At 31.3% G+C, this 19,851-nt stretch carries 19 protein-coding genes and 1 pseudogene; 18 read left to right on the forward strand and 2 right to left on the reverse strand.

Annotation, left to right across the window (positions count from 1 at the left end):
* Positions 1-31 precede the first annotated feature (31 nt).
* The 16 genes and pseudogenes from Q0358_RS00520 to Q0358_RS00595 all read left to right on the forward strand — a co-directional run.
* Positions 32-1,270: pseudogene (locus Q0358_RS00520) on the forward strand (NAD(P)-binding protein); the annotation flags it as partial.
* Positions 1,271-2,488 carry a DegT/DnrJ/EryC1/StrS family aminotransferase gene (locus Q0358_RS00525; protein WP_299545985.1) on the forward strand — a complete coding sequence of 406 codons (1,218 nt, stop codon included), beginning with the start codon at positions 1,271-1,273 and terminating at the stop codon, positions 2,486-2,488.
* A 155-nt stretch (positions 2,489-2,643) separates the two neighbouring features.
* The gene (locus tag Q0358_RS00530) at positions 2,644-3,201 is read left to right on the forward strand and encodes a dTDP-4-dehydrorhamnose 3,5-epimerase family protein (protein WP_299545902.1); all 558 of its coding nucleotides are present in this window, start codon (positions 2,644-2,646) and stop codon (positions 3,199-3,201) included.
* Positions 3,202-4,281, forward strand: a complete 1,080-nt coding sequence (locus tag Q0358_RS00535; RefSeq protein ID WP_299545904.1) for a GDP-L-fucose synthase — start codon at positions 3,202-3,204, stop codon at positions 4,279-4,281.
* Between the two features lie 75 nt (positions 4,282-4,356).
* Entirely contained in the window at positions 4,357-4,917 is a 561-nt protein-coding gene (locus Q0358_RS00540; RefSeq protein WP_299545906.1) for a dTDP-4-dehydrorhamnose 3,5-epimerase family protein, read from the forward strand.
* Positions 4,918-5,982 carry an NAD-dependent epimerase/dehydratase family protein gene (locus Q0358_RS00545; RefSeq protein WP_299545908.1) on the forward strand — a complete coding sequence of 355 codons (1,065 nt, stop codon included), beginning with the start codon at positions 4,918-4,920 and terminating at the stop codon, positions 5,980-5,982. It begins immediately after the preceding gene.
* Positions 5,983-6,008: 26 nt separating this feature from the next.
* The gene (locus Q0358_RS00550) at positions 6,009-7,253 is read left to right on the forward strand and encodes an NAD(P)-binding protein (RefSeq protein ID WP_299545911.1); all 1,245 of its coding nucleotides are present in this window, start codon (positions 6,009-6,011) and stop codon (positions 7,251-7,253) included.
* Between the two features lie 11 nt (positions 7,254-7,264).
* Positions 7,265-7,606: a hypothetical protein gene (locus Q0358_RS00555; protein WP_299545913.1), complete on the forward strand. Its 342-nt coding sequence runs from the start codon at positions 7,265-7,267 to the stop codon at positions 7,604-7,606.
* Positions 7,607-7,608: 2 nt separating this feature from the next.
* Positions 7,609-8,163 carry a hypothetical protein gene (locus tag Q0358_RS00560; protein WP_299545915.1) on the forward strand — a complete coding sequence of 185 codons (555 nt, stop codon included), beginning with the start codon at positions 7,609-7,611 and terminating at the stop codon, positions 8,161-8,163.
* 80 nt (positions 8,164-8,243) lie between these two features.
* Entirely contained in the window at positions 8,244-9,272 is a 1,029-nt protein-coding gene (locus Q0358_RS00565) for a GDP-mannose 4,6-dehydratase (RefSeq protein ID WP_299545917.1), read from the forward strand.
* Positions 9,273-9,276: 4 nt separating this feature from the next.
* Entirely contained in the window at positions 9,277-10,296 is a 1,020-nt protein-coding gene (locus tag Q0358_RS00570) for a dehydrogenase (RefSeq protein WP_299545919.1), read from the forward strand.
* Positions 10,284-10,889 carry a D-sedoheptulose 7-phosphate isomerase gene (locus tag Q0358_RS00575; RefSeq protein WP_299545921.1) on the forward strand — a complete coding sequence of 202 codons (606 nt, stop codon included), beginning with the start codon at positions 10,284-10,286 and terminating at the stop codon, positions 10,887-10,889. Before Q0358_RS00570 ends, Q0358_RS00575 begins: the two co-directional genes overlap by 13 nt.
* The gene (locus tag Q0358_RS00580) at positions 10,877-11,554 is read left to right on the forward strand and encodes a nucleotidyltransferase family protein (RefSeq protein ID WP_299545923.1); all 678 of its coding nucleotides are present in this window, start codon (positions 10,877-10,879) and stop codon (positions 11,552-11,554) included. Before Q0358_RS00575 ends, Q0358_RS00580 begins: the two co-directional genes overlap by 13 nt.
* A 787-nt stretch (positions 11,555-12,341) precedes the next feature.
* Positions 12,342-12,482 (forward strand): S24 family peptidase, encoded by a 141-nt coding sequence (locus tag Q0358_RS00585; RefSeq protein ID WP_299545925.1) that lies wholly within the window; start codon positions 12,342-12,344, stop codon positions 12,480-12,482.
* 1,044 nt (positions 12,483-13,526) lie between these two features.
* The gene (locus Q0358_RS00590; protein ID WP_299545927.1) at positions 13,527-15,602 is read left to right on the forward strand and encodes a capsular polysaccharide biosynthesis protein; all 2,076 of its coding nucleotides are present in this window, start codon (positions 13,527-13,529) and stop codon (positions 15,600-15,602) included.
* Positions 15,568-16,755 (forward strand): capsular biosynthesis protein, encoded by a 1,188-nt coding sequence (locus tag Q0358_RS00595; protein WP_299545929.1) that lies wholly within the window; start codon positions 15,568-15,570, stop codon positions 16,753-16,755. The genes Q0358_RS00590 and Q0358_RS00595 overlap by 35 nt, the downstream gene beginning before the upstream one ends.
* 23 nt (positions 16,756-16,778) lie before the next feature.
* On the opposite strand, the gene Q0358_RS00600 is transcribed toward Q0358_RS00595, so the two are convergent.
* Entirely contained in the window at positions 16,779-17,180 is a 402-nt protein-coding gene (locus Q0358_RS00600) for a DUF5666 domain-containing protein (protein ID WP_299545930.1), read from the reverse strand.
* 81 nt (positions 17,181-17,261) lie between these two features.
* On the reverse strand, positions 17,262-17,918 hold the full coding sequence (locus tag Q0358_RS00605; RefSeq protein WP_299545932.1) for a thioredoxin domain-containing protein: 657 nt from the start codon (positions 17,916-17,918) through the stop codon (positions 17,262-17,264).
* A 127-nt stretch (positions 17,919-18,045) separates the two neighbouring features.
* Here Q0358_RS00605 and Q0358_RS00610 point away from each other — a divergent pair, with 127 nt between their 5' ends.
* Both Q0358_RS00610 and Q0358_RS00615 read left to right on the forward strand, forming a co-directional pair.
* Positions 18,046-18,588: a YceI family protein gene (locus tag Q0358_RS00610; RefSeq protein WP_299545934.1), complete on the forward strand. Its 543-nt coding sequence runs from the start codon at positions 18,046-18,048 to the stop codon at positions 18,586-18,588.
* Positions 18,589-18,731: 143 nt separating this feature from the next.
* Positions 18,732-19,847: an ABC transporter substrate-binding protein gene (locus Q0358_RS00615; RefSeq protein ID WP_299545936.1), complete on the forward strand. Its 1,116-nt coding sequence runs from the start codon at positions 18,732-18,734 to the stop codon at positions 19,845-19,847.
* Positions 19,848-19,851 lie beyond the last annotated feature (4 nt).

The following is a 19,851-nucleotide window of genomic DNA, read 5'->3' on the forward strand; positions in this document are numbered from 1 at the left end:
TAATAACGCATAAATTTTAAAGGATATAGAAATGAAAATTGGAATTTTAGGAGCTGGTGTCTCCGGATTATCTATTGCAAGGCTTTTAAAAGATGATTTTGAAGTAGAAGTTTTAGAAAAAGAGCCTGTTGTTGGAGGTATAGCTAGAACCAAAGATGTTGATGGGGTAGCATATCATGTAAATGGAGGACATTGCTTTGCATCAAGGTATGAAGATGTAAAAGAGTTTGTTTTTTCTAGTGTTTTAGAGAAGAATAAATGGAATTCTTATGTCAAAAATGCAAAAATTTTATTTAAAGGACATTGGATTGGCAATCCTATAGAAAACTCTGTTTTAGAGATTGATAAGTTTGATACAGAACTAGCCTTTTTAATCACTAAAGAAATGCTTAATGCATCTTATGAAAAAGGAAAAAATCTAGAAGAATGGTTCATAAATCATTTTGGACCAACTTTAGCAAGAGAGTATTTTATACCTTATAATACTAAAATTTGGGGTATTGAACCCAAAAATATGGATAGCGTTTGGACTATAGATGATAAACAGATGAAGCTTCCTATACCCACTAAGGAAAATTTTTATAAATCTTTGGTAAGTGGAAAAGGTGTAGATGGTATGGTTGAAGCAAGTGGATATTACTACCCAAAGACTAACAATCAAAATACCTTTATAGAAGCAATTGGGAATGGAGTAAATATCATTTTAAATTATCCTATAAAAAGCATAGAGAAAAATGCAAAAAAGTGGGTTATAAATGGAGAGAGAGAGTATGATGTGATTATTAATACTACTCCATTGGATGCAATAGTTGATATATTAAAGGATATTCCATATGAAATAGAAAAATATTTTAGAAACTTGAAATTTAATAGAATTTCAAATGTGTTGTGTGAGACTGATGGAAGTGTGGATTTTACCTGGGCATATATACCGGATTGCGATATAGGTATTCATAGAACTATAAATATGGGGACCTTTTTTACGCCGAATAGGAACTATTGCCTTGCTGAAAGCTTGGGAAGTCATTCTATAGAATATTTTGAAAAGGAGATTAAAAAACTTCCATTCTTAAAAAGAATTGTCGGACATAATATTACCGATCATGCTTATGTTTTGTTTGATTTGAATTACAAAGACTCTAAAGAAAAGGCAATAAAATATTTGGATTCCTTGGGCATTATTTCTCACGGGCGTTTTGGTGAGTGGGAATATTATAATATGGATATATGCATCAAGAGATCTATAGATTTGGCTAAAAAAATTAAAGAAATGAAGAAATCGCAGACCGATGATGTAAAAACTAGATATACTTTAGCCTCATCTACTTGGGATGAAAAAGAGTTACAAGCAATTCAAGAAGTTATCAAAAGTGATATATTTACAATGGGTAAGAAGGTTGCAGAGTTTGAAAAAGATTTTGCTAGGTTTGTAGGATCTAAGTATGCTGTAATGACAAGCTCAGGTTCAACAGCAAACTTAATTGCCACAGCAGCATTATTTTATACAAAGACTCCACGATTAAAAAGGGGTGATGAGGTGATTGTGCCAGCTGTTTCTTGGAGTACCACTTATTATCCACTTTATCAGTATGGATTGAAGCTTAAATTTGTAGATATTGATTTGGAGACGCTTAATTATGATTTAGAAGCTTTAAAAACTGCTATTACAGATTCTACAAAAATGATTATGTGCGTGAATTTGCTAGGAAATCCTAATGACTTTGATGCTATTAAGGCAATGATTTCTAACAGGGATATTATTTTGTTGGAGGATAATTGTGAATCTATGGGTGCAGAATACAAAGGTAAGCAAGCTGGAACATTTGGGGTTATGGGGACATTTTCCACCTTTTATTCTCATCATATGGCAACGATGGAAGGTGGGTTTGTTGTAACTGATGATGAGGAGCTCTATCATATTTTATTGTGTTTAAGGGCGCACGGTTGGACTAGAAATCTGCCAAAGGATAATTTGGTAGCTAAAAAGAGTGATGATTGGTTTAGTGAGTCCTTTAGATTTGTATTGCCTGGCTATAATGTGCGTCCTGTTGAAATGAGTGGTGCAATAGGCATAGAGCAGCTTAAAAAACTGCCAAGTTTTCTAAAATACCGCAGAGAAAATGCAAAGTTATTTTGCAGTTATTTTGCAAATCATCCTGATTTTATTATTCAAAAAGAAATTGGATCTAGCTCGTGGTTTGGTTTCTCTTTAATTATCCGTCCAGAATCCAAAATACAAAGAAGTGAAATTATTCAAAAATTAGAAAAAAATAAAATTGAATATCGCCCTATTGCTACAGGGGATTTTACACAAAACGAAGTGATAAAATATTTTGACTACACAATTCATAAAGAGCTTAAAAATGCAAAGTATCTTCAAGAAAAAGGATTTTTTGTAGGGAATCATCAAGTAGATATTTCTGATTCTATTAAATTATTTGCTGAAATTATTGGTCGGGGGGGGGGGGGCAAATCTAGTTGCCTTTAGTAGCATTAAAAACTTTAATGCTACTTCTATTATTTTTACTATTTCTTTCATTGCTTCTATCAAAAACAATATATCACATTTAAAACTTAATCTTTCTCAAATCTCTTGCTTGCAAAATCTTTCTTATACAACAAAAGCTGCATAAGGGGGAGAGTATGGCAATAGAATTTGATATTAAGGAATCTAAAAAACTAAAAGGTGTTTATATTATTACTCCTAATAAATTTCAAGATTTAAGAGGAGAGATTTGGACGGCATTTACTAGTGAAAGGATTGATAAACTTTTGCCAAGTGGCTTAAGATTTATTCACGATAAATTTATTTACTCTCATCACAATGTGATTCGCGGAATCCATGGAGATTTAAAAACATATAAACTCGCAACATGTGTTTATGGTGAGATTTATCAAGTTGTCGTGGATTGCAGAAAGGATTCTCCAACATATCTCCAATGGGAGAAATTTACAATCAATCAAGATAATCAGCAAATTATTTTAGTGCCAGCAGGATTTGGAAATGCACATTGTGTGAGAAGCAAAAGCGCAGTTTATTACTATAAATGCGCTTATAAAGGTGAATATGTTGATGCTAATGATCAATTCACTTTTGCTTGGAATGATCCACGCATAGGAATTGATTGGGGGGTTGAAAATCCTATTTTATCAAATAGAGATATTGAAGCTATGACACAAGACCATACAAAAGGATTTTAAGTGCAAAAAGATTCTAAAATTTATGTAGCAGGACATAGAGGGCTTGTAGGGAGTGCAATTTTACAAGAACTTCAAAAGCAAGGTTATACAAATCTTGTTTATAAAACACATAAAGAACTTGATTTAATCAATCAAAAAGCAGTGCAAGAGTTTTTTGCAAAAGAAAAACCGGAGTATGTGTTTTTTTGTGCAGCAAAGGCTGGAGGAATAGCAGCAAATAGTGTTTTTAGAGCGGATTTTATTTATCAAAATTTAATGATAGAGTGCAATGTGGTTCATAACGCTTATCTTAATGGGATTAAAAAGCTTATTTTTATAGCTTCAACAGCTATTTATCCAAAAAATTCTATTTTGCCTACTGATGAAAATCAAATGCTGCAAGGCGATTTGGAATATTCTAATAAACCATATGCTGTTGCTAAAATTGCAGGGCTTATGATGTGTGAGAGTTACAATCTTCAGTATGGAACTAATTTTATTGGAGTGGCTCCGACTAATCTTTATGGAAATAATGATAATTTTGATCTCGAGAATTCCCATGTTTTACCAGCTGTTTTGCGCAAAATGCATTTAGCAAAGCTTTTAAAGGAAGGTAGAAGTAATGAAGTTTTAGCTGATTTAAAGATGTCTGATTTTAAGAAAGCAAAAGATTATCTTGCTAGTTTTGGAGTGTCTGAAAATACAGTTGAGATTTGGGGGAGCGGAAAACCTACCAGAGAGTTTGTTCATAGTAAAGATTTGGCTGGAGCTTGTTTGCACATAATGAAAAATATTGATTTTAGGGATTTGTGCAAAGGTGAAACAATGCCACAAAATACACATATTAATATTTCCCCCAATGTAAATATTAGCATTAAAAATATTGCGGAGTTAATTAAGGAAATTGTTGGCTTTCAAGGAAGACTTGTTTTTAATACCGAGCGTCCTGATGGAGCAATGCAGAAGCTAACTTCAGGATTAAAACTTGAAAGTTTAGGCTGGAAACACAAAATTAATTTAGAACAAGGAATTAAAATGATGTATCAATGGTATTTAACACAAGGATTAGAGTCAAGTAGGCGGGGGGGGGGGCAAATCTAGTTGCCTTTAGTGATGTTAGTGATTTTGGAACTACTTTTCTTTCTTATACAACAAAAGCTGCATAAGGGGGAGAGTATGGCAATAGAATTTGATATTAAGGAATCTAAAAAACTAAAAGGTGTTTATATTATTACTCCTAATAAATTTCAAGATTTAAGGGGAGAGATTTGGACAAGTTATTCTAGGGAATTTTTAAAGGCTTTATTGCCAAATGATTTAGAGTTTGTTCTTGATAAATTCACTTTATCTAAACCAAATGTATTGCGTGGAATCCACGGAGATGTCAAAACCTATAAACTTGTAACTTGTATAACTGGTGAGATTTATCAAGTTGTCGTGGATTGCAGAAAAGATTCTCCAACATATCTCCAATGGGAGAAATTTATTATTAGTTCTGATAATCAAAAATTAATCTTAATTCCTCCATGTTTTGGAAATGCGCAATATGTTAGTTCAAAATGTGATTCTATGTATTATTATAAACTGGCTTATAAAGGTGAATATGTTGATGCTAATGATCAATTCACTTTTGCTTGGAATGATCCACGCATAGGAATTGATTGGGGGGTTGAAAATCCTATTTTATCAAATAGAGATATTGAAGCTATGACACAAGACCATACAAAAGGATTTTAAGTGCAAAAAGATTCTAAAATTTATGTAGCAGGACATAGAGGGCTTGTAGGGAGTGCAATTTTACAAGAACTTCAAAAGCAAGGTTATACAAATCTTGTTTATAAAACACATAAAGAACTTGATTTAATCAATCAAAAAGCAGTGCAAGAGTTTTTTGCAAAAGAAAAACCGGAGTATGTGTTTTTTTGTGCGGCTTTTGTGGGAGGTTTCATTAAGCAAAGAAAGTATCCTGCTGAATTTTTATATAACAATTTGATGATGCAAAATAATGTAATTTATTGTGCAGCTGAATTTAACATTAAAAAGTTGGTTTATCTTGCTTCTGCGTGTGTTTATCCTAAGGATGCTCCTTTGCCATTGGAAGAAAAATATATGTTAAGTGGATCTTTTCAGCCCAACAATGAAAGCTATGCAATTAGTAAAGTGTCTGGAATTAAATTGTGTGAATATTTAAACTTGGAGAGAGGAACAAATTTTTTATGTGTTGCTCCAACCAGCATTTATGGCGAGAATGATAATTTTGATATAGAAGACTCTCATGTGCAGGCAGGAATTTTTAGGAAAATTTTCTTAGCAAAATGCTTAAATGAAAATAATTTTGAAGTGTTATGTAGTGATTTAAAACTTAATCAGCAAGAAGCAATCGAATTTTGTGAAAAATATGGAATCTTTAAAGATCATATAAAGATGATTGGGACAGGAAAAGCTGCTAGAGAGTTTGCAAATGCTAGAGATCTTGCGAATTTTTGTATTTATTTGGCAAATAATGTGGATTTTAAAGCATTGTGTGAATATGATGAATATGGAAATTTATTAAGTTCTTTTGTGAATTTTACTAATGAATCTCCTATTAGCATTAAAGAACTTTCTTTGTTAATGGCAAACCTTATAGGATATAAGGGGAAGTTAATTTTTGAAAAGGAGGTGGATTGCAATGATGGAACATTGTATAAGAGTATGAGTAATAAAAAATTTAATAAATTAGGGTTTAGAAATGAGATCTCGCTAGAAAAAGGAATCGAAATGATGATTCAAGAATATAAAAGAGAATCGTTAAATAAATGATTTATATATTAATTTAGGAGTATAAAATGAAAATTGGAATTTTAGGAGCTGGTGTCTCCGGATTATCTATTGCAAGGCTTTTAAAAGATGATTTTGAAGTAGAGGTTTTAGAAAAAGAGTCTGTTGTTGGAGGTATAGCTAGAACCAAAGATGTTGATGGGATGGTATATCATATAAATGGTGGGCATTGTTTTGATTCCAAATATGAAGATGTAAAAGATTTTGTTTTTAACAAAGTTTTACTTAAATCAGAGTGGAATTTAATAAAAAGAGAAACAAGAATTTATTTTAGAGATAAATGGATTTCATATCCAATAGAGTTTTCTGTTAAGCAAATTAATGATATTGATTCAAAATTAGCATTTGACATTACTTTGGAAATGCTTAATGCATCTTATGAAAAAGGAAAAAACCTAGAAGAGTGGTTTATAAATCATTTTGGACCAACTTTAGCAAGAGAGTATTTTATACCTTATAATACTAAAATTTGGGGTATTGAACCCAAAAATATGGATAGTGTTTGGACTATAGATGATAAACAGATGAAACTTCCGGTGCCAGATAAAGTGAGATTTTTTGAATCATTATTTGGAAGTGTAAATGATGGTATGGCACACCAAAATTTTTACTATCCAAAAACTAATAATCAAAACACTTTCATAGAAGCAATTGGAGATGGAGTAAAAGTCATCTTAAATTATCCTGTAAAGAAAATAGAAAAAAATGCAAGAAAGTGGGTTATAAATGGAGAGAAAGAATATGATTTAATCATCAATACTTCGCCATTGGATTTATTTATTGGATTTTTAGATAATGTTGCAAATAATGTTCAAGAATGTTTTGATAAATTAAAATACAACAAAGTTTCAAATGCTCTTTGGGAGACAGATGGCAGTTTGGATGTAACTTGGGCGTATATTCCAGTTCCTGATATTGGTATCCATAGGTTATCTAATACTGGATTTGTAGTAACTCCTAAAAAAAATTATTGTGTGACTGAATCCATTGGCGTGCGCGATATAGATTATTTTGAAAAAGAGGGTGGCAAACTTCCATTTCTAAAAAGAATCGTTGGACACAATATTACTGATCATGCTTATGTGTTGTTTGATTTGAATTATAAAGAATCTAAAGAGAAGGCAATAAAATATTTGGATTCTCTAGGTATTATTTCTCATGGGCGTTTTGGTGAGTGGGAATATTATAATATGGATGTATGCATTAAGAGATCTATTGATTTGGCAGAAAAAATCAAAGAAAAATATTTATAGTGGAGATGAAAATGGATTACGCACAGATTAATTATTGTTTGTTAATGTCAAATATTATTGCAAATTTAGATATTAACAAAAAAGATAAAGAGATTCTTTTGTTATTGTTGCAAGATAGAGATAGGAATTATATTAGAATTAATGACAACGCTGAATGCTTTAACAACATCTGTAAATATTTAAAAATATTAAAGCCATTAAATATTCCAAATGATAAGCTTATTAGGATTGGCGGAAACGGTGATGGCGGGTATGTTATGTACAATGACTCATTAGTATCGGCGGGGGGGGGGGGGAATTATTCCCTAAAGCGATTTCTCTTGGCGTTTCTGATTATTCTCCTTGGGATTTAGAAATGGCACAAAGAGGGTATAAGGTTTTAGAATACGATGCTAGCATAGATAAAGGACCATACAATCATCCAAATATTTGTTTCCATAAGAAGTTTGTAGGATTGCAAAATAGTGATAATATGACGACTTTAGAAGCAATTATTGAAAACAATGAATTAGATTCCGCTCTGCCAAATATTTTGCAAATTGATATTGAAAATGCCGAATGGGATATTTTTGAAAGAATAGATATGGAATTGATTAATCAATATTTTCATCAAGTTATTTTTGAGTTTCATGGATGTAATCCAGAAGAAATGCTTGAAACAAAAAGAAAACTTGAGATTTTGGAGAGAATAAATCAATGCTATCAACCGATACATTTTCATTTTAATAATCACGGAAAGATTTTTTATTGTAGAAATTTATTTTTTAGTGTTACCTTGGAAGTTTCCTATTTGAGAAGGGATATGTCTGAAAATTTAATGCACTATGGATACAGAAAGAAAGGTATTGTGGAGGGATTTGATTTTCCAACGCATCCTGCTAATCCTGAAATTCCTATCAGATTTTGTTGAATAATAAATATAAATATTTATGGAGGTAGTCAATAAATTAATTATTGTTATGATACAATAACAGATAATGAAGGATTACAATGAAGACAGCATTAATTACAGGTTTTACAGGGCAAGTTGGGTCGCAAATGGCAGATTATTTGCTTGAGCATACAGATTATGAAGTGGTTGGAATGATGCGTTGGCAAGAGCCTATGGATAATATCTATCATTTAAGTGATAGGATAAATAAAAAAGATAGAATTAGTGTATTTTATGCGGATTTAAATGACTATTCTAGTATTCAAAAGCTTTTTGAGAGTAAGAAACCAGATGTTATCTTTCATCTTGCGGCACAATCCTATCCAAAAACTTCTTTTGATATTCCCATAGAGACATTGCAGACAAATATTATAGGCACGGCAAATATTTTGGAAAATATTAGAAATCTTAGAAATAAAGATGGTTATGATCCTGTGGTGCATGTTTGTTCATCTAGTGAAGTTTATGGACGTGCGAAAGTTGGTGTAAAACTAAATGAAGAGACAACATTTCATGGGGCAAGTCCATATAGTATTAGCAAAATTGGAACAGATTATTTGGGAAGATTTTATGGTGAAGCCTATGGAATTCGAACCTTTGTTACAAGAATGGGAACACATAGTGGTCCAAGACGCAGTGATGTCTTTTTTGAAAGCACTGTTGCCAAGCAAATTGCGTTGATTGAGGCAGAATTTCAAGAGCCTGTGATTAAGGTTGGGAATTTATCAAGCGTTAGGACTTTTCAGGATTGTCGTGATGCTATTAGGGCGTATTATTTGCTATCTCTTGAGAGTGAGAAAGGAAATGTGCCTTGCGGTGAGGCATTTAATATTGCTGGAGAAGAAGCTTTTAAGTTGCCTGAGGTGATAGAAATACTTCTGGGATTTTCAACAAGAAAAGATATAAAAGTGAAGCAGGATGAAGAGAGAATGAGACCTATTGATGCTGATTATCAAATGTTTGATAATACAAAAATCAAAAGTTTTATTAATTGGAAACCAGAGATTCCAGCTAGAAAAATGTTTGAAGATCTGTTAAACCATTGGAGAGATGAGATTTCTAGGGGTAGAATCCCATTGAATAGGTAAAATAATGAAAATAGTGCGTTCGCAAGCTCCATTGAGATTAGGTTTGGCAGGTGGTGGAACAGACATTGATTTGTATTGTGAAAAATATGGTGGGTATGTTTTAAATGCAACAATCTCCATGTATATTCGTTGCACTATCAAAGAAAGAGATGACAACAAGATTGTTTTTGATTCTCCTGATACAAATTGTTTTGTGGAATATGAAAGTGCAGAATCTTTAGTGTCTGATGGAAAGCTTGATTTATATAAGTGCGTATATAATCGTTTGGTGAGAGATTTTATTAAGAAGCCTCTTAGTTTTTCTTTGCATACTTATTCTGATGTTCCTGGAGGTAGTGGCTTAGGAGGGAGTTCTACACTAGTTGTTGCTATTATTGCTGCATTTGCAGAATGGTTGCATTTACCCCTTGGAGAATATGATATTGCCAAACTTGCTTTTGAGATAGAAAGAGAAGAAATGAGAATAGTCGGTGGCGCACAAGATCAATATGCTGCGACTTTTGGCGGATTTAATTTTATGGAATTTTATGGAGACAAACGAGTGATTGTAAATCCTCTTAGAGTTAAGAATTGGATTGTTAGTGAATTAGAATCTCAAGTTGTATTGTATTTTACAAATATTACTAGAGAAGCAAAAGACATAGAATCTCATAAAAGAGGTAAGTTACAAGGAGGTGAATCTTTGGAAGCCATGCATCAAATTAAGCAAGACGCAAGTGATATGAAAGAGGCGTTATTGAAAGGCAATTTTAAAAATATCGCCAAGATACTTAGCAGATCTTGGGAGTCAAAAAAAGTAATTTCTGAAATTGTAAGCAATGATGAAGTAGATAGAATATATAGGTTAGCGATGGATAATGGTGCTTATGGTGGAAAGATTAGTGGAGCTGGAGCTGGAGGGTTCATGTTTTTCATGGTAGATCCTATTGAAAAATATAGACTTATAAAAAGGCTAAATACTGAACAAGGGTATGTAGCCGAATTTAATTTTGTAAAAGAAGGTGTAAAGTCATGGACAATTTAAATGTTTATATTAAACAACAATTTACTGATTCTATTTCTGTGAAAAACATTATTCTGCAAGATGATGCGCTTATAGAATTAATTAAAGAGATTGCATTAAAGATAGTTCAAGCTTATAAAAATGGCAGTAAAACCTTAATAGCTGGTAATGGTGGAAGTGCTGCTGATGCACAGCATATAGCCGGGGAGTTTGTGAGTCGATTTTATTTTGATAGAGAAGGGATTCCAAGTATTGCACTTACAACGGATACAAGTATTTTAACTGCTATTGGTAATGATTATGGATATGATAAGCTTTTTGCTAGGCAAGTTCAAGCGCAAGGTGTAGCAGGAGATGTATTTATAGGAATATCTACGAGCGGAAATAGTGTAAACATTATAGAGGCTTTAAAAGTCTGTAAGGATAAGGGAATTGTTAGTATTGGACTAACTGGACAAAATGGCGGGAAAATGGCAGATTTATGTGATTATTGTATTAAGATTCCATCAACTTGCACGCCTAGAATTCAAGAATCACATATTGTTGTTGGACACACTCTTTGTGCTATTGTGGAAGAAGAGCTTTTTGGCAAAGGATTTGGGTGCAAGCTATAGTTCTAGCTGGTGGGCTTGGAACTAGGCTAAGAAGTATTGTTAAAGATGTTCCAAAGCCAATGGCTCCTATTGGAGATAAGCCATTTTTGGCGTTTGTGTTAGAATATCTTAAAAAGCAAGGAGTTAATGAGATTATTTTAAGCGTTTCTTATAAGTATGAAGTTATACAAAACTATTTTAAAAATAGATTTTGTGGAATGAATATAGTTTATAATGTAGAAAAAGAGCTTCTTGGAACTGGTGGTGCTATAAGAGATGCTTTAAAATTTGTTGATGACGAAGCTTATGTTTTAAATGGCGATACTTTTTTTGATATTGATTTAAAAGAGTTATCTTTAGAACAAAATAAGATATGTATAGCTTTAAAGCAGATGAAGAATTTTGATAGATATGGTTCTATAAATATAAACAATCGAGGTTTTGTGGTATCTTTTGAAGAAAAAGTTTATAAAACAAAAGGCTTTATTAATGGTGGTATTTATCATATAAAAAAGGGTATTTTTGATGATTTTTCATTACAAGATAAATTTTCTTTTGAAGAATTTTTGCAAAAGAATTTTGAACATTTAAAGATTAAATCTAGAGTATTCGATAATTATTTTATAGATATTGGAATTCCAAGTGACTATGAGTTGTTTGTTAAAAAATATAAAGAGAAAGCTTAAAATAATTAATAAGAAAAGAGTGTTTTTATCTTAAAAATTCAGTAGTAGATTTTAATCTGTTTATGTATAAGGGATGCCCTATTTAAAATTTATCAAACAATATGTTTTTGGGTTTTATAAAATGGTGATCTATGATTTAAAATACTTTGTCTTACAGTGAAAAATTAATGATTAAGAAATTACAAAAATATTTTCAAATATATTTATACTCTTATTGAAGAATTTTTAAAACATTCACAAAATCATTCAAATCAAATATTCAAAGTAAAATTTTTCTACAATAGTTAACTTCGCTTGGTTAATGTTACAATATCGCTTTGCAAATCAAGATTATTTTTATGCTTAAAATCAAAGTGTCATTTTTTCAGCTTTGATTTCTAACGCAAATTTTTCCTTTTATTTTAAAATGCATCCTTTATTTTATGTTAAATTTCTTTTAAAACAAAGGATTATTATGGATAGGAAGAGACTATAGAGAAGCTAAAGGATATTTTGGCAAATGAAGGGCGAAGAGAGAACATTTTTTCTAATAATCTCTTTTGTTAATCTAGATTTTCCACCTATCCAAGCAAATGGTGATTTTAAAGCACTAGTTAAAGTTTGCATTATGCATTTACAACTTTTAAAATAAAATTAATAAGCTTTAGCCTCCAAACTTTGAGCTTTACAATCACCTTTTATGCTTCAAAAATTTTCATTTCAAGCTCCAAAAGCGATATTTTTCCCGCACACCCAAACCACTTTTAAGTCAAAAGTTTCTATTTATTAGTGCAAATAGGAAGTATAAATGATGAAGAGGAGTTGCATTGCTAGAATTGATGATGAGCTTTATGTTAAATGCCTTCAAAAACGCCCAAAATCAAAGCTTTTTAGCGATAATAAAGCTTATGAATCAATAGAATTAGAGAGTGAAAATTTGAAATTATAGGGCGTGTGGTTGGATATTTCAAAAAAATTTCTCTTTAAATTTTAAATAGTATTAATAGACTTAAAGCTATTTGCAAAGTAAGTATCAAGTAAATATAAAGCAAACCATCAAGTAATGTAAAGCAAAATTGCCCACTTTGATTTTTTACATTACTTTACAAATGTCTAAAGTAACAGAATGGCTTTTATAATTTTTATTTGCACTTATATGATATCTAAAATCTTATTGATCGGATTTAATTATGAAAGTCCTATTGTCAATCGTCTATTATGATTTATAATATAAGGCTTATTTCTCCTCTTATATTATTTATCATTTTCAAAGATAACTTAGCTATCATAGAGTATTCTTGTACTCTTATAAAATGCTTTATTGACGACTAAAGCTTTGCCGCTCCTTTCTGAAGCCTGATAATTTATCTTCTTGAGTAAGCTTTCATATTAACGAAAATAGAAATTTTATTTTAGTTTTATGCTAACAAACTCCTATTTTACGTACTTATACAAACACTAGCTAATGTTTTTTATTTTTGTGATTTTTTAAAATTTAAATTTGTAAATGAAAACGAAGTGTCAGCAAGCCATAAATCACTAATTTACAAAAGTTCAAACAATTTACTTTTTAGAAATTTGCACTTTATTTTTATATATTCACCTATAAAATTATTGGACATTCTGTGTTTATTTCCATGATTTAAAAGATTTTATAATAATTGCTAGACTTCATATAGATTAAAACTACACTTTTATAAAAGTGGTTTTTTAACTTCAATTTCAATCTCTTTAAATTTCTTAAATAGCTCAACAGGATAGGTAATAAAACAAAATCAATAAGTGCTGGATTTATCTTATATTTTTAAAACAGAACTAATAAAAATTAGCTCTACAACAAAAGTCAAAACAATAGAAGAAAATATTTATCGGCTTTTGTTTTGCACATTCTTTTATATTTATATTGGTGATATATTGGCTTACTATTTAAAATTTTGCAATTGAGAAGAGAAGTTTTTAGTATAATTAAAATTTAAAATTAGGAATTGGATGTATGGTTTTTTATTCTACTTCTAGGCAACTTATTGCCAATGTTAGGAATTTTTTTTGCGTCATTTTGTATAAAGGATATGAAAAAATTCAAAAAAATGACATTTTTTTAGGATGGGGAAGAAAGAAATCGGGCTTAAAAGCTATTGAGTTGGCAAAAAAAAATAATTCTAATTTTCTTTTGTTGGAGGATGGTTTTTTGAGATCCTTGGATTTGGGTGTTGAGGACAGCCCTAGCTTTTCTATTGTGAAGGATACTGTTGGTATCTATTATGATGCGACAAGTGAGAGTGAATTAGAACGAATCTTAAATACTTATGAGTTTGATGATGAGCTTTTGGCTGAAGCAAACTTAGCAATAAAACAGATTAAACAAAAAAGACTTAGCAAGTATAATAATAATCTTTCCATTCCTAAAGATTATTTTACAGAGGGTGAAGATCGGATTTTAGTGATTGCACAGGTTGCTAATGATGCATCTTTGAAATATGGCTTAGCAGATAGTTTTTCTACCTTGGATTTAATTAATGATGCCATTAGGGAAAATCCTACAAGCAGAATTTATATTAAAATGCATCCTGATGTTTTAAGTGGCAAAAAACGAAGTGATATAGATATTGATGCAATTCCAAAAGAATGCGTTTTATTGAAAGAGAATTATAATCCCATAGAACTTTTAGGATATTTTAAAAAAGTCTACACCAAAACTTCAGGTATGGGGTTTGAAGCATTGATGATGGGTTGTGAGTGTGTTTGTTATGGTTTGCCATTTTATGCAGGTTGGGGACTAACGCAGGATAAATTGAGCTGTAATAGACGAATGAAAAAAAGAACATTAGAAGAAGTTTTTGCAGCGAGCTATATACTTTATAGTGAGTATTTTAATCCTTATCTTGAAAAAAAAAGTAATATTTTTGATGCCATTAACACTCTGGCAAGATATAAAAAAATAGAACAAAACAATTCTGGGAATCTATATTTTTTTGGTTTTACTTTATGGAAAAGATGGTTCATGAGACCATTCTTTAAAGCAAAGAATAATAAATTTTTCTTCTTAAATTCTTTGAAAGATTTAAAAAAATATCATTTTGCGCAAATGGATAAATTTTTTATATGGGGAAAGAAATTTGCTAAAGAAGATCTGATTGGAGCATTGCAGAAATTAGGCGTTTGTAATCCCGAAGTTTATTTTGTTGAGGATGGTTTTTTGCGTTCTGTGTCATTAGGATCTGATTTGACAAGACCTTTTTCATTGATTGTTGATAGCAAGGGGCTATATGTTGATCCAAATTTGCCTAATGATCTTGAAGATATTTTGCAAAATTATGATTTTGATGATGAGTTAATTGAGCGTGCAAAGTTTCTTAGAGATAATATTGTTCATCATAAATTTTCAAAATACAATGGTTTGCAACATAAAGATTTGAAAATTGATACTGATAAAAAAATCATATTAATTCCTGCTCAGGTTGAAGATGATGTTTCAATGTTGCTTGGTGGGATGGGATATACAACATTATCACTATTGCAAGAAGTGAGAGAAAAAAATCCTGATGCCTATATTCTCTATAAACCCCATCCAGATGTTTTAAGTGGAAATCGTAAAGGTTTGAATGATAAAAAAATAATTTTAAAATATTGTGATTTTATTTTAGAAAATGTAAGCATAGATAGTGCGATATTGGTTTGTGATGAAGTGCATACAATTACTTCTACAAGCGGGTTTGATGCACTTTTAAGAGAAAAAAAAGTTTTTGCGTATGGTTTACCATTTTATGCTGGTTGGGGACTGACGCAAGATAAGTATAGGATTATAAGACGCACGAGAATATTGAGCATTGAGGAATTGGTTGCTGGAGTATTAATAGTTTATCCTAGGTATGTTCATCCTAAAAATAAAAATTTATGTGAAGTTGAGGTTGCTTTTGATACAATGCTGAAAATACAAAGAGATTATTTTTCTAAAATTCATGTGAGAGTTTTTGTGGATTTTAGAACTTTTGTCTTAAGAAAAATAAGAAGAGTGCTAGAGTTTGTTGTAAAAAATGGATCTAAAGAAAAAATTAAAACAATTTTCTAATAAAAATATTTTGCTATTACAGGGTCCTGTTGGAGATTTTTTTTGGAAAGTTTCAAGATATCTTACGAACTCTAATGTTTATAAGATTAACTTTAATGGTGGAGATTTTTTATTCTATCCTATTAGATGTATAAATTACCGTGGTGATGTAAATCAGATCGAAGAGTTTTATAGATATATTTTTCAAACAAAAAATATCCAAATCATTGTTATGTATAATGATTGCAGAAAAATTCATGAGATTGCCATTAAAATTGCTAAGGAAATGGGAATTGAAGTTTGGATTTTTGAAGAGGGATATATTCGTCCAAATTTTATTACTTTTGAAAAAAATGGGGTGAATGCTAATTCAACTTTGCCAAGAGATAAAGATTTTTATCTAAAGTATTCCCTAAAAGAGTTTGAACCTAAGAGGCTCTCGGGAACATTTTCAAAGATGGCTTTTTTTGCATTCTTGTATTGGCTTTTTGCTTTTTTATTGGGATGGTATTTTAATAATACAATACACCATAGAAGTTTAAAACCTTTTGATTTTTTGCCTTGGATTTTGTCGTTACTTAGAAAATATAAATATAAATTTACAGAAAAAAAAGTGAATACAAAAATTTTATCACTCCAGAAAAAATATTTTTTAGCAATTTTACAAGTGTATAATGATACACAAATTTTATGTCATTACAATAAAACAATCGAGAGATTTATAGAAGAAACTATTTTGTCTTTTGCAAATCATGCAAAAGCAAAATCTTATTTGGTTTTTAAGCATCATCCTATGGATAGGGGATATAGAAATTACGCAAAGTTGATAGAAACTTTAAGTTTAAAATTTAATGTTGAAGGAAGAGTTTTGTATGTGCATGATTTACATCTTCCTACTCTTCTGGCAAATGCAAGGGGGTGTGTGGTGATTAATAGCACGGTGGGATTATCTGCGCTTTATCACAATTGCCCATTAAAAGTAGTTGGAAAAGCATTTTATGATATTGATGGATTGACTTATCAGGGTAATTTACATTTTTTTTGGAAAGAATGTCGCTCATACAAACCAAGCTTAAGATTGCATACAAGATTTAGAAACTATATTATTTGGAAAACGCAAATCAATGGAAGTTTTTATGGAGATATTTATAAGGATGGAAAACAGTCGTTCTAAAAAGAACGCACTTGTGTATAGGTTTAATATGCTCTAGGATAGCATTTCCATTCAATTTCTTTTGCAGTTAGTTGCATATCTTTTGGGAGACCAGTTGCTGGATTGATTGCCTGAGAATTATTTGGGTTATATGCATTGTATCCTCCATAAGGCACAGCTTCAATTTTTACAAACTTTCCCACAGTTAAATCTTTAAAACTGCCATATACATCTTGTCCAAATGCACCACAATCATCTCCTTTAATTTCAGTATAAGGTAAAACTTTAATTGTCAGTGAGCCACTTGGTCCTGTGATGGTAACTGTTTTATTTGTGTCATCTACTGCCGAAATTTGTCCTTGCACATCAAAGTCATAATCTGCCATAGCTGAAGTTGCTAAAATTGCTACTGTCGCTAGTGTTCCAAAAAATTTTAAGGTTTTCATTTTTTTGCTCCTTTTGTAAAATGTAGGTGCAATTATAAAAACACTTTGTCAATAAAATGTGAAGATATTGCTAAATTTTTGTTAATCAAGCCCTAAAAGATAAGCCACTTTGTAAATAAAATCTTCTTCACTTTTCAAGCCTTGCGCTAGAATTAGGTATTTTCCATTGATAATAAAACTTGGCACGCCTTGGATATTTGCATATTGTGCGACTTCTTTCCACGCTTTTAAAAGTTCCTTTGTGTAAGATTCTTGTAAAGTGGAATCAAAAGTGGCTTGTGTGATATTAAGGGCATTTAGTCCGTATTCTACAAAGGATTTTGCATCTTTAAAGTATTTTCTTTGCTGAAAGTTTGCATTAAAATAGGAATCCAAAACGCGCTTGAAATGAGATTTAGGATCTTTTGGAGAGAGATTTTGTGTTTGATCCAAGCTTAGGCTAACAGCTAACACTTCTGAAGCTTGAGAGCTAAAAGGTGCAGCAGTAATAGTGTGATAAGGCATAAAAATTACTGTATCTGGAAGCACAGAAAAGAGATTTGGTAAAACTCTATTCATGTTAGCACAATGCGGACAGCCGATGTTAAAGAGCTCAACAATACTATTTTTTGGAACATTAAGAGCTGTTTTTAAGGTGATAAAGTCACGCCCTTCTTTTAAGGGTTGTGCGTTTAAAAACTGCAGACTTAAAAAAGTGTAAAAAAGGATTAAAAACACTTGTTTTAGGTAGGTTTTCATTAGGGATCCTTGTGATAAAATTCGCAAAATTATAGCAAATCTCTTTAAAGCATTGATGGGATTTAATTTCAATTTTTATTTTTAATGGTATATAATACATTCCTAAATTTATTTTTAAGGGTTCAAAATGAAAAAGTTTTTTTTAGTATCAGGTTTAGTTGTAGCTCTTGGGTTTCCAGCATTAGCTGTTCAATATGCAATAGATGTAGCGAACTCCAAAGTTGGCTTTAGTGTTAAGCATATAAAAATTACAAAAGTTGATGGCGTGTTTAAGAATTTTAGTGCAACCATTGATTATGATGATGCAACCAAGAGTTTTAAAGTGCTTGAAGGAGAGATTGATATGACTTCTGTTAATACAGAAAACGCGAAGCGCGATGCGCATTTGCAAGCTCCTGATATGTTTGATGCAAAAAAATTTCCCAAAATGTCTTTTAAGATGACAAAATATGAAGCAGGCAAGATTTATGGGGATTTAACTATTAAAGATACAACAAAATCAGTGGTGCTAACAAGTAAAGAAGTTTTAAAGGGTAAGGCACTTGATGTTACAGCGCAATCTGTGATTAAACGTTCGGAGTTTGGCTTAGAGTGGGGGAGTATCTTTAAGGATAATGCAGTGAGTGATGAAGTAGAAATCACACTACATTTAAAGGCAAATGCAAAATAAATCTTCTAAAATTTGGAATCTAAAAATTTAGATTCCAAATTTATTAATCTTCAAAATTTTAATTCTGTAAATTTTATTCTATTTAAAGTCGTAGTTCTCTATAATCACAGCATTTTTTATAATTTCTTTGTTAGGAGTTAATAATGAGAAAAGTGATATTAACAATGTCTTTGGTGTGCGGAGTTTTAGCAAGCACTTTAAATGCAGAGACAATCAAAATTGGGGTTGTATTGCCTATTAGCGGTGCAGTAGGTGGTTTTGGTGAGTTAGGGAAGCGTGGGATTGATTTAGCTTACAAAGCACAAAATAAAACAAAAAATGGCGATTCTATTGAGCTAATTTTAATGGATAATAAGAGTGATAAGATTGAATCTGCAAATGCTATGCAAAAGCTTGTTTCAAGCGATAAGGTTAGTGTTGTTATTGGACCTATGATTTCTACAAATGCACTTGCTATGACAAAAATTGCTGATGATTCTAAAACGCCTTTAATTTCTCCTGTTGCAACAAATGATAGAGTAACAAAGGGCAAGAAATTCGTTTCTCGTGTGAGTTTTGCAGATAGTTTTCAAGGGATTATTGCTGCAAATTTAGCTTATAAAGATTTAGGGCTTAAAAAAGCAGCAATTTTATTTGATAATAGCAGTGATTATTCTATTGGGCTTGCACGCGCATTTAAAAATCAGTTTAAAAAGCTTGGCGGTGAAGTTGTGATTGAAGCAAATGCGCAAGCTGGCACAAAGGATTTTAAAGCACAAATTTCAAGTATTAAGGCAAAAAATCCTGATGTGTTGTATTTGCCTATTTATTACAATGAAGGCGCATTAATTGCAGTGCAAGCAAAGCAATTAGGCTTAGATTTGCCAACAATTGGTGGCGATGGACTTGTTTCTAATAAAATTTTCTTTGATGTTGCAAAAGATGCGGGTAATGGTTATATGGTAACAGATTATTATTCAACAAGTGCGAAGCAAACACCAAAGGGTGAGCAGTTTATGAAGGATTATGAAGCAGCCTACAAAGAGCCTGTAAGCACATTTAGTGCTATGTTAGCAGATGCGTATGGAATCGCTTTGCAAGCAATTGAAGCGTGCGGCAGTCAAGATAAAGCTTGCATTAATGACAAAATCCGCAATGTGCAAAACTATGAAGGAATTAGCGGTAATGTATCTTTAAAAAATGGTGAAGCTGTGCGTAGTGCAGTTATTAATGAAGTCAAAGATGGTAAGCTAATCTACAAAACAACAGTTAATCCTTGATTGT

Source organism: uncultured Helicobacter sp., assembly GCF_937893305.1.
Taxonomy (GTDB): Bacteria; Campylobacterota; Campylobacteria; order Campylobacterales; family Helicobacteraceae; genus Helicobacter_D.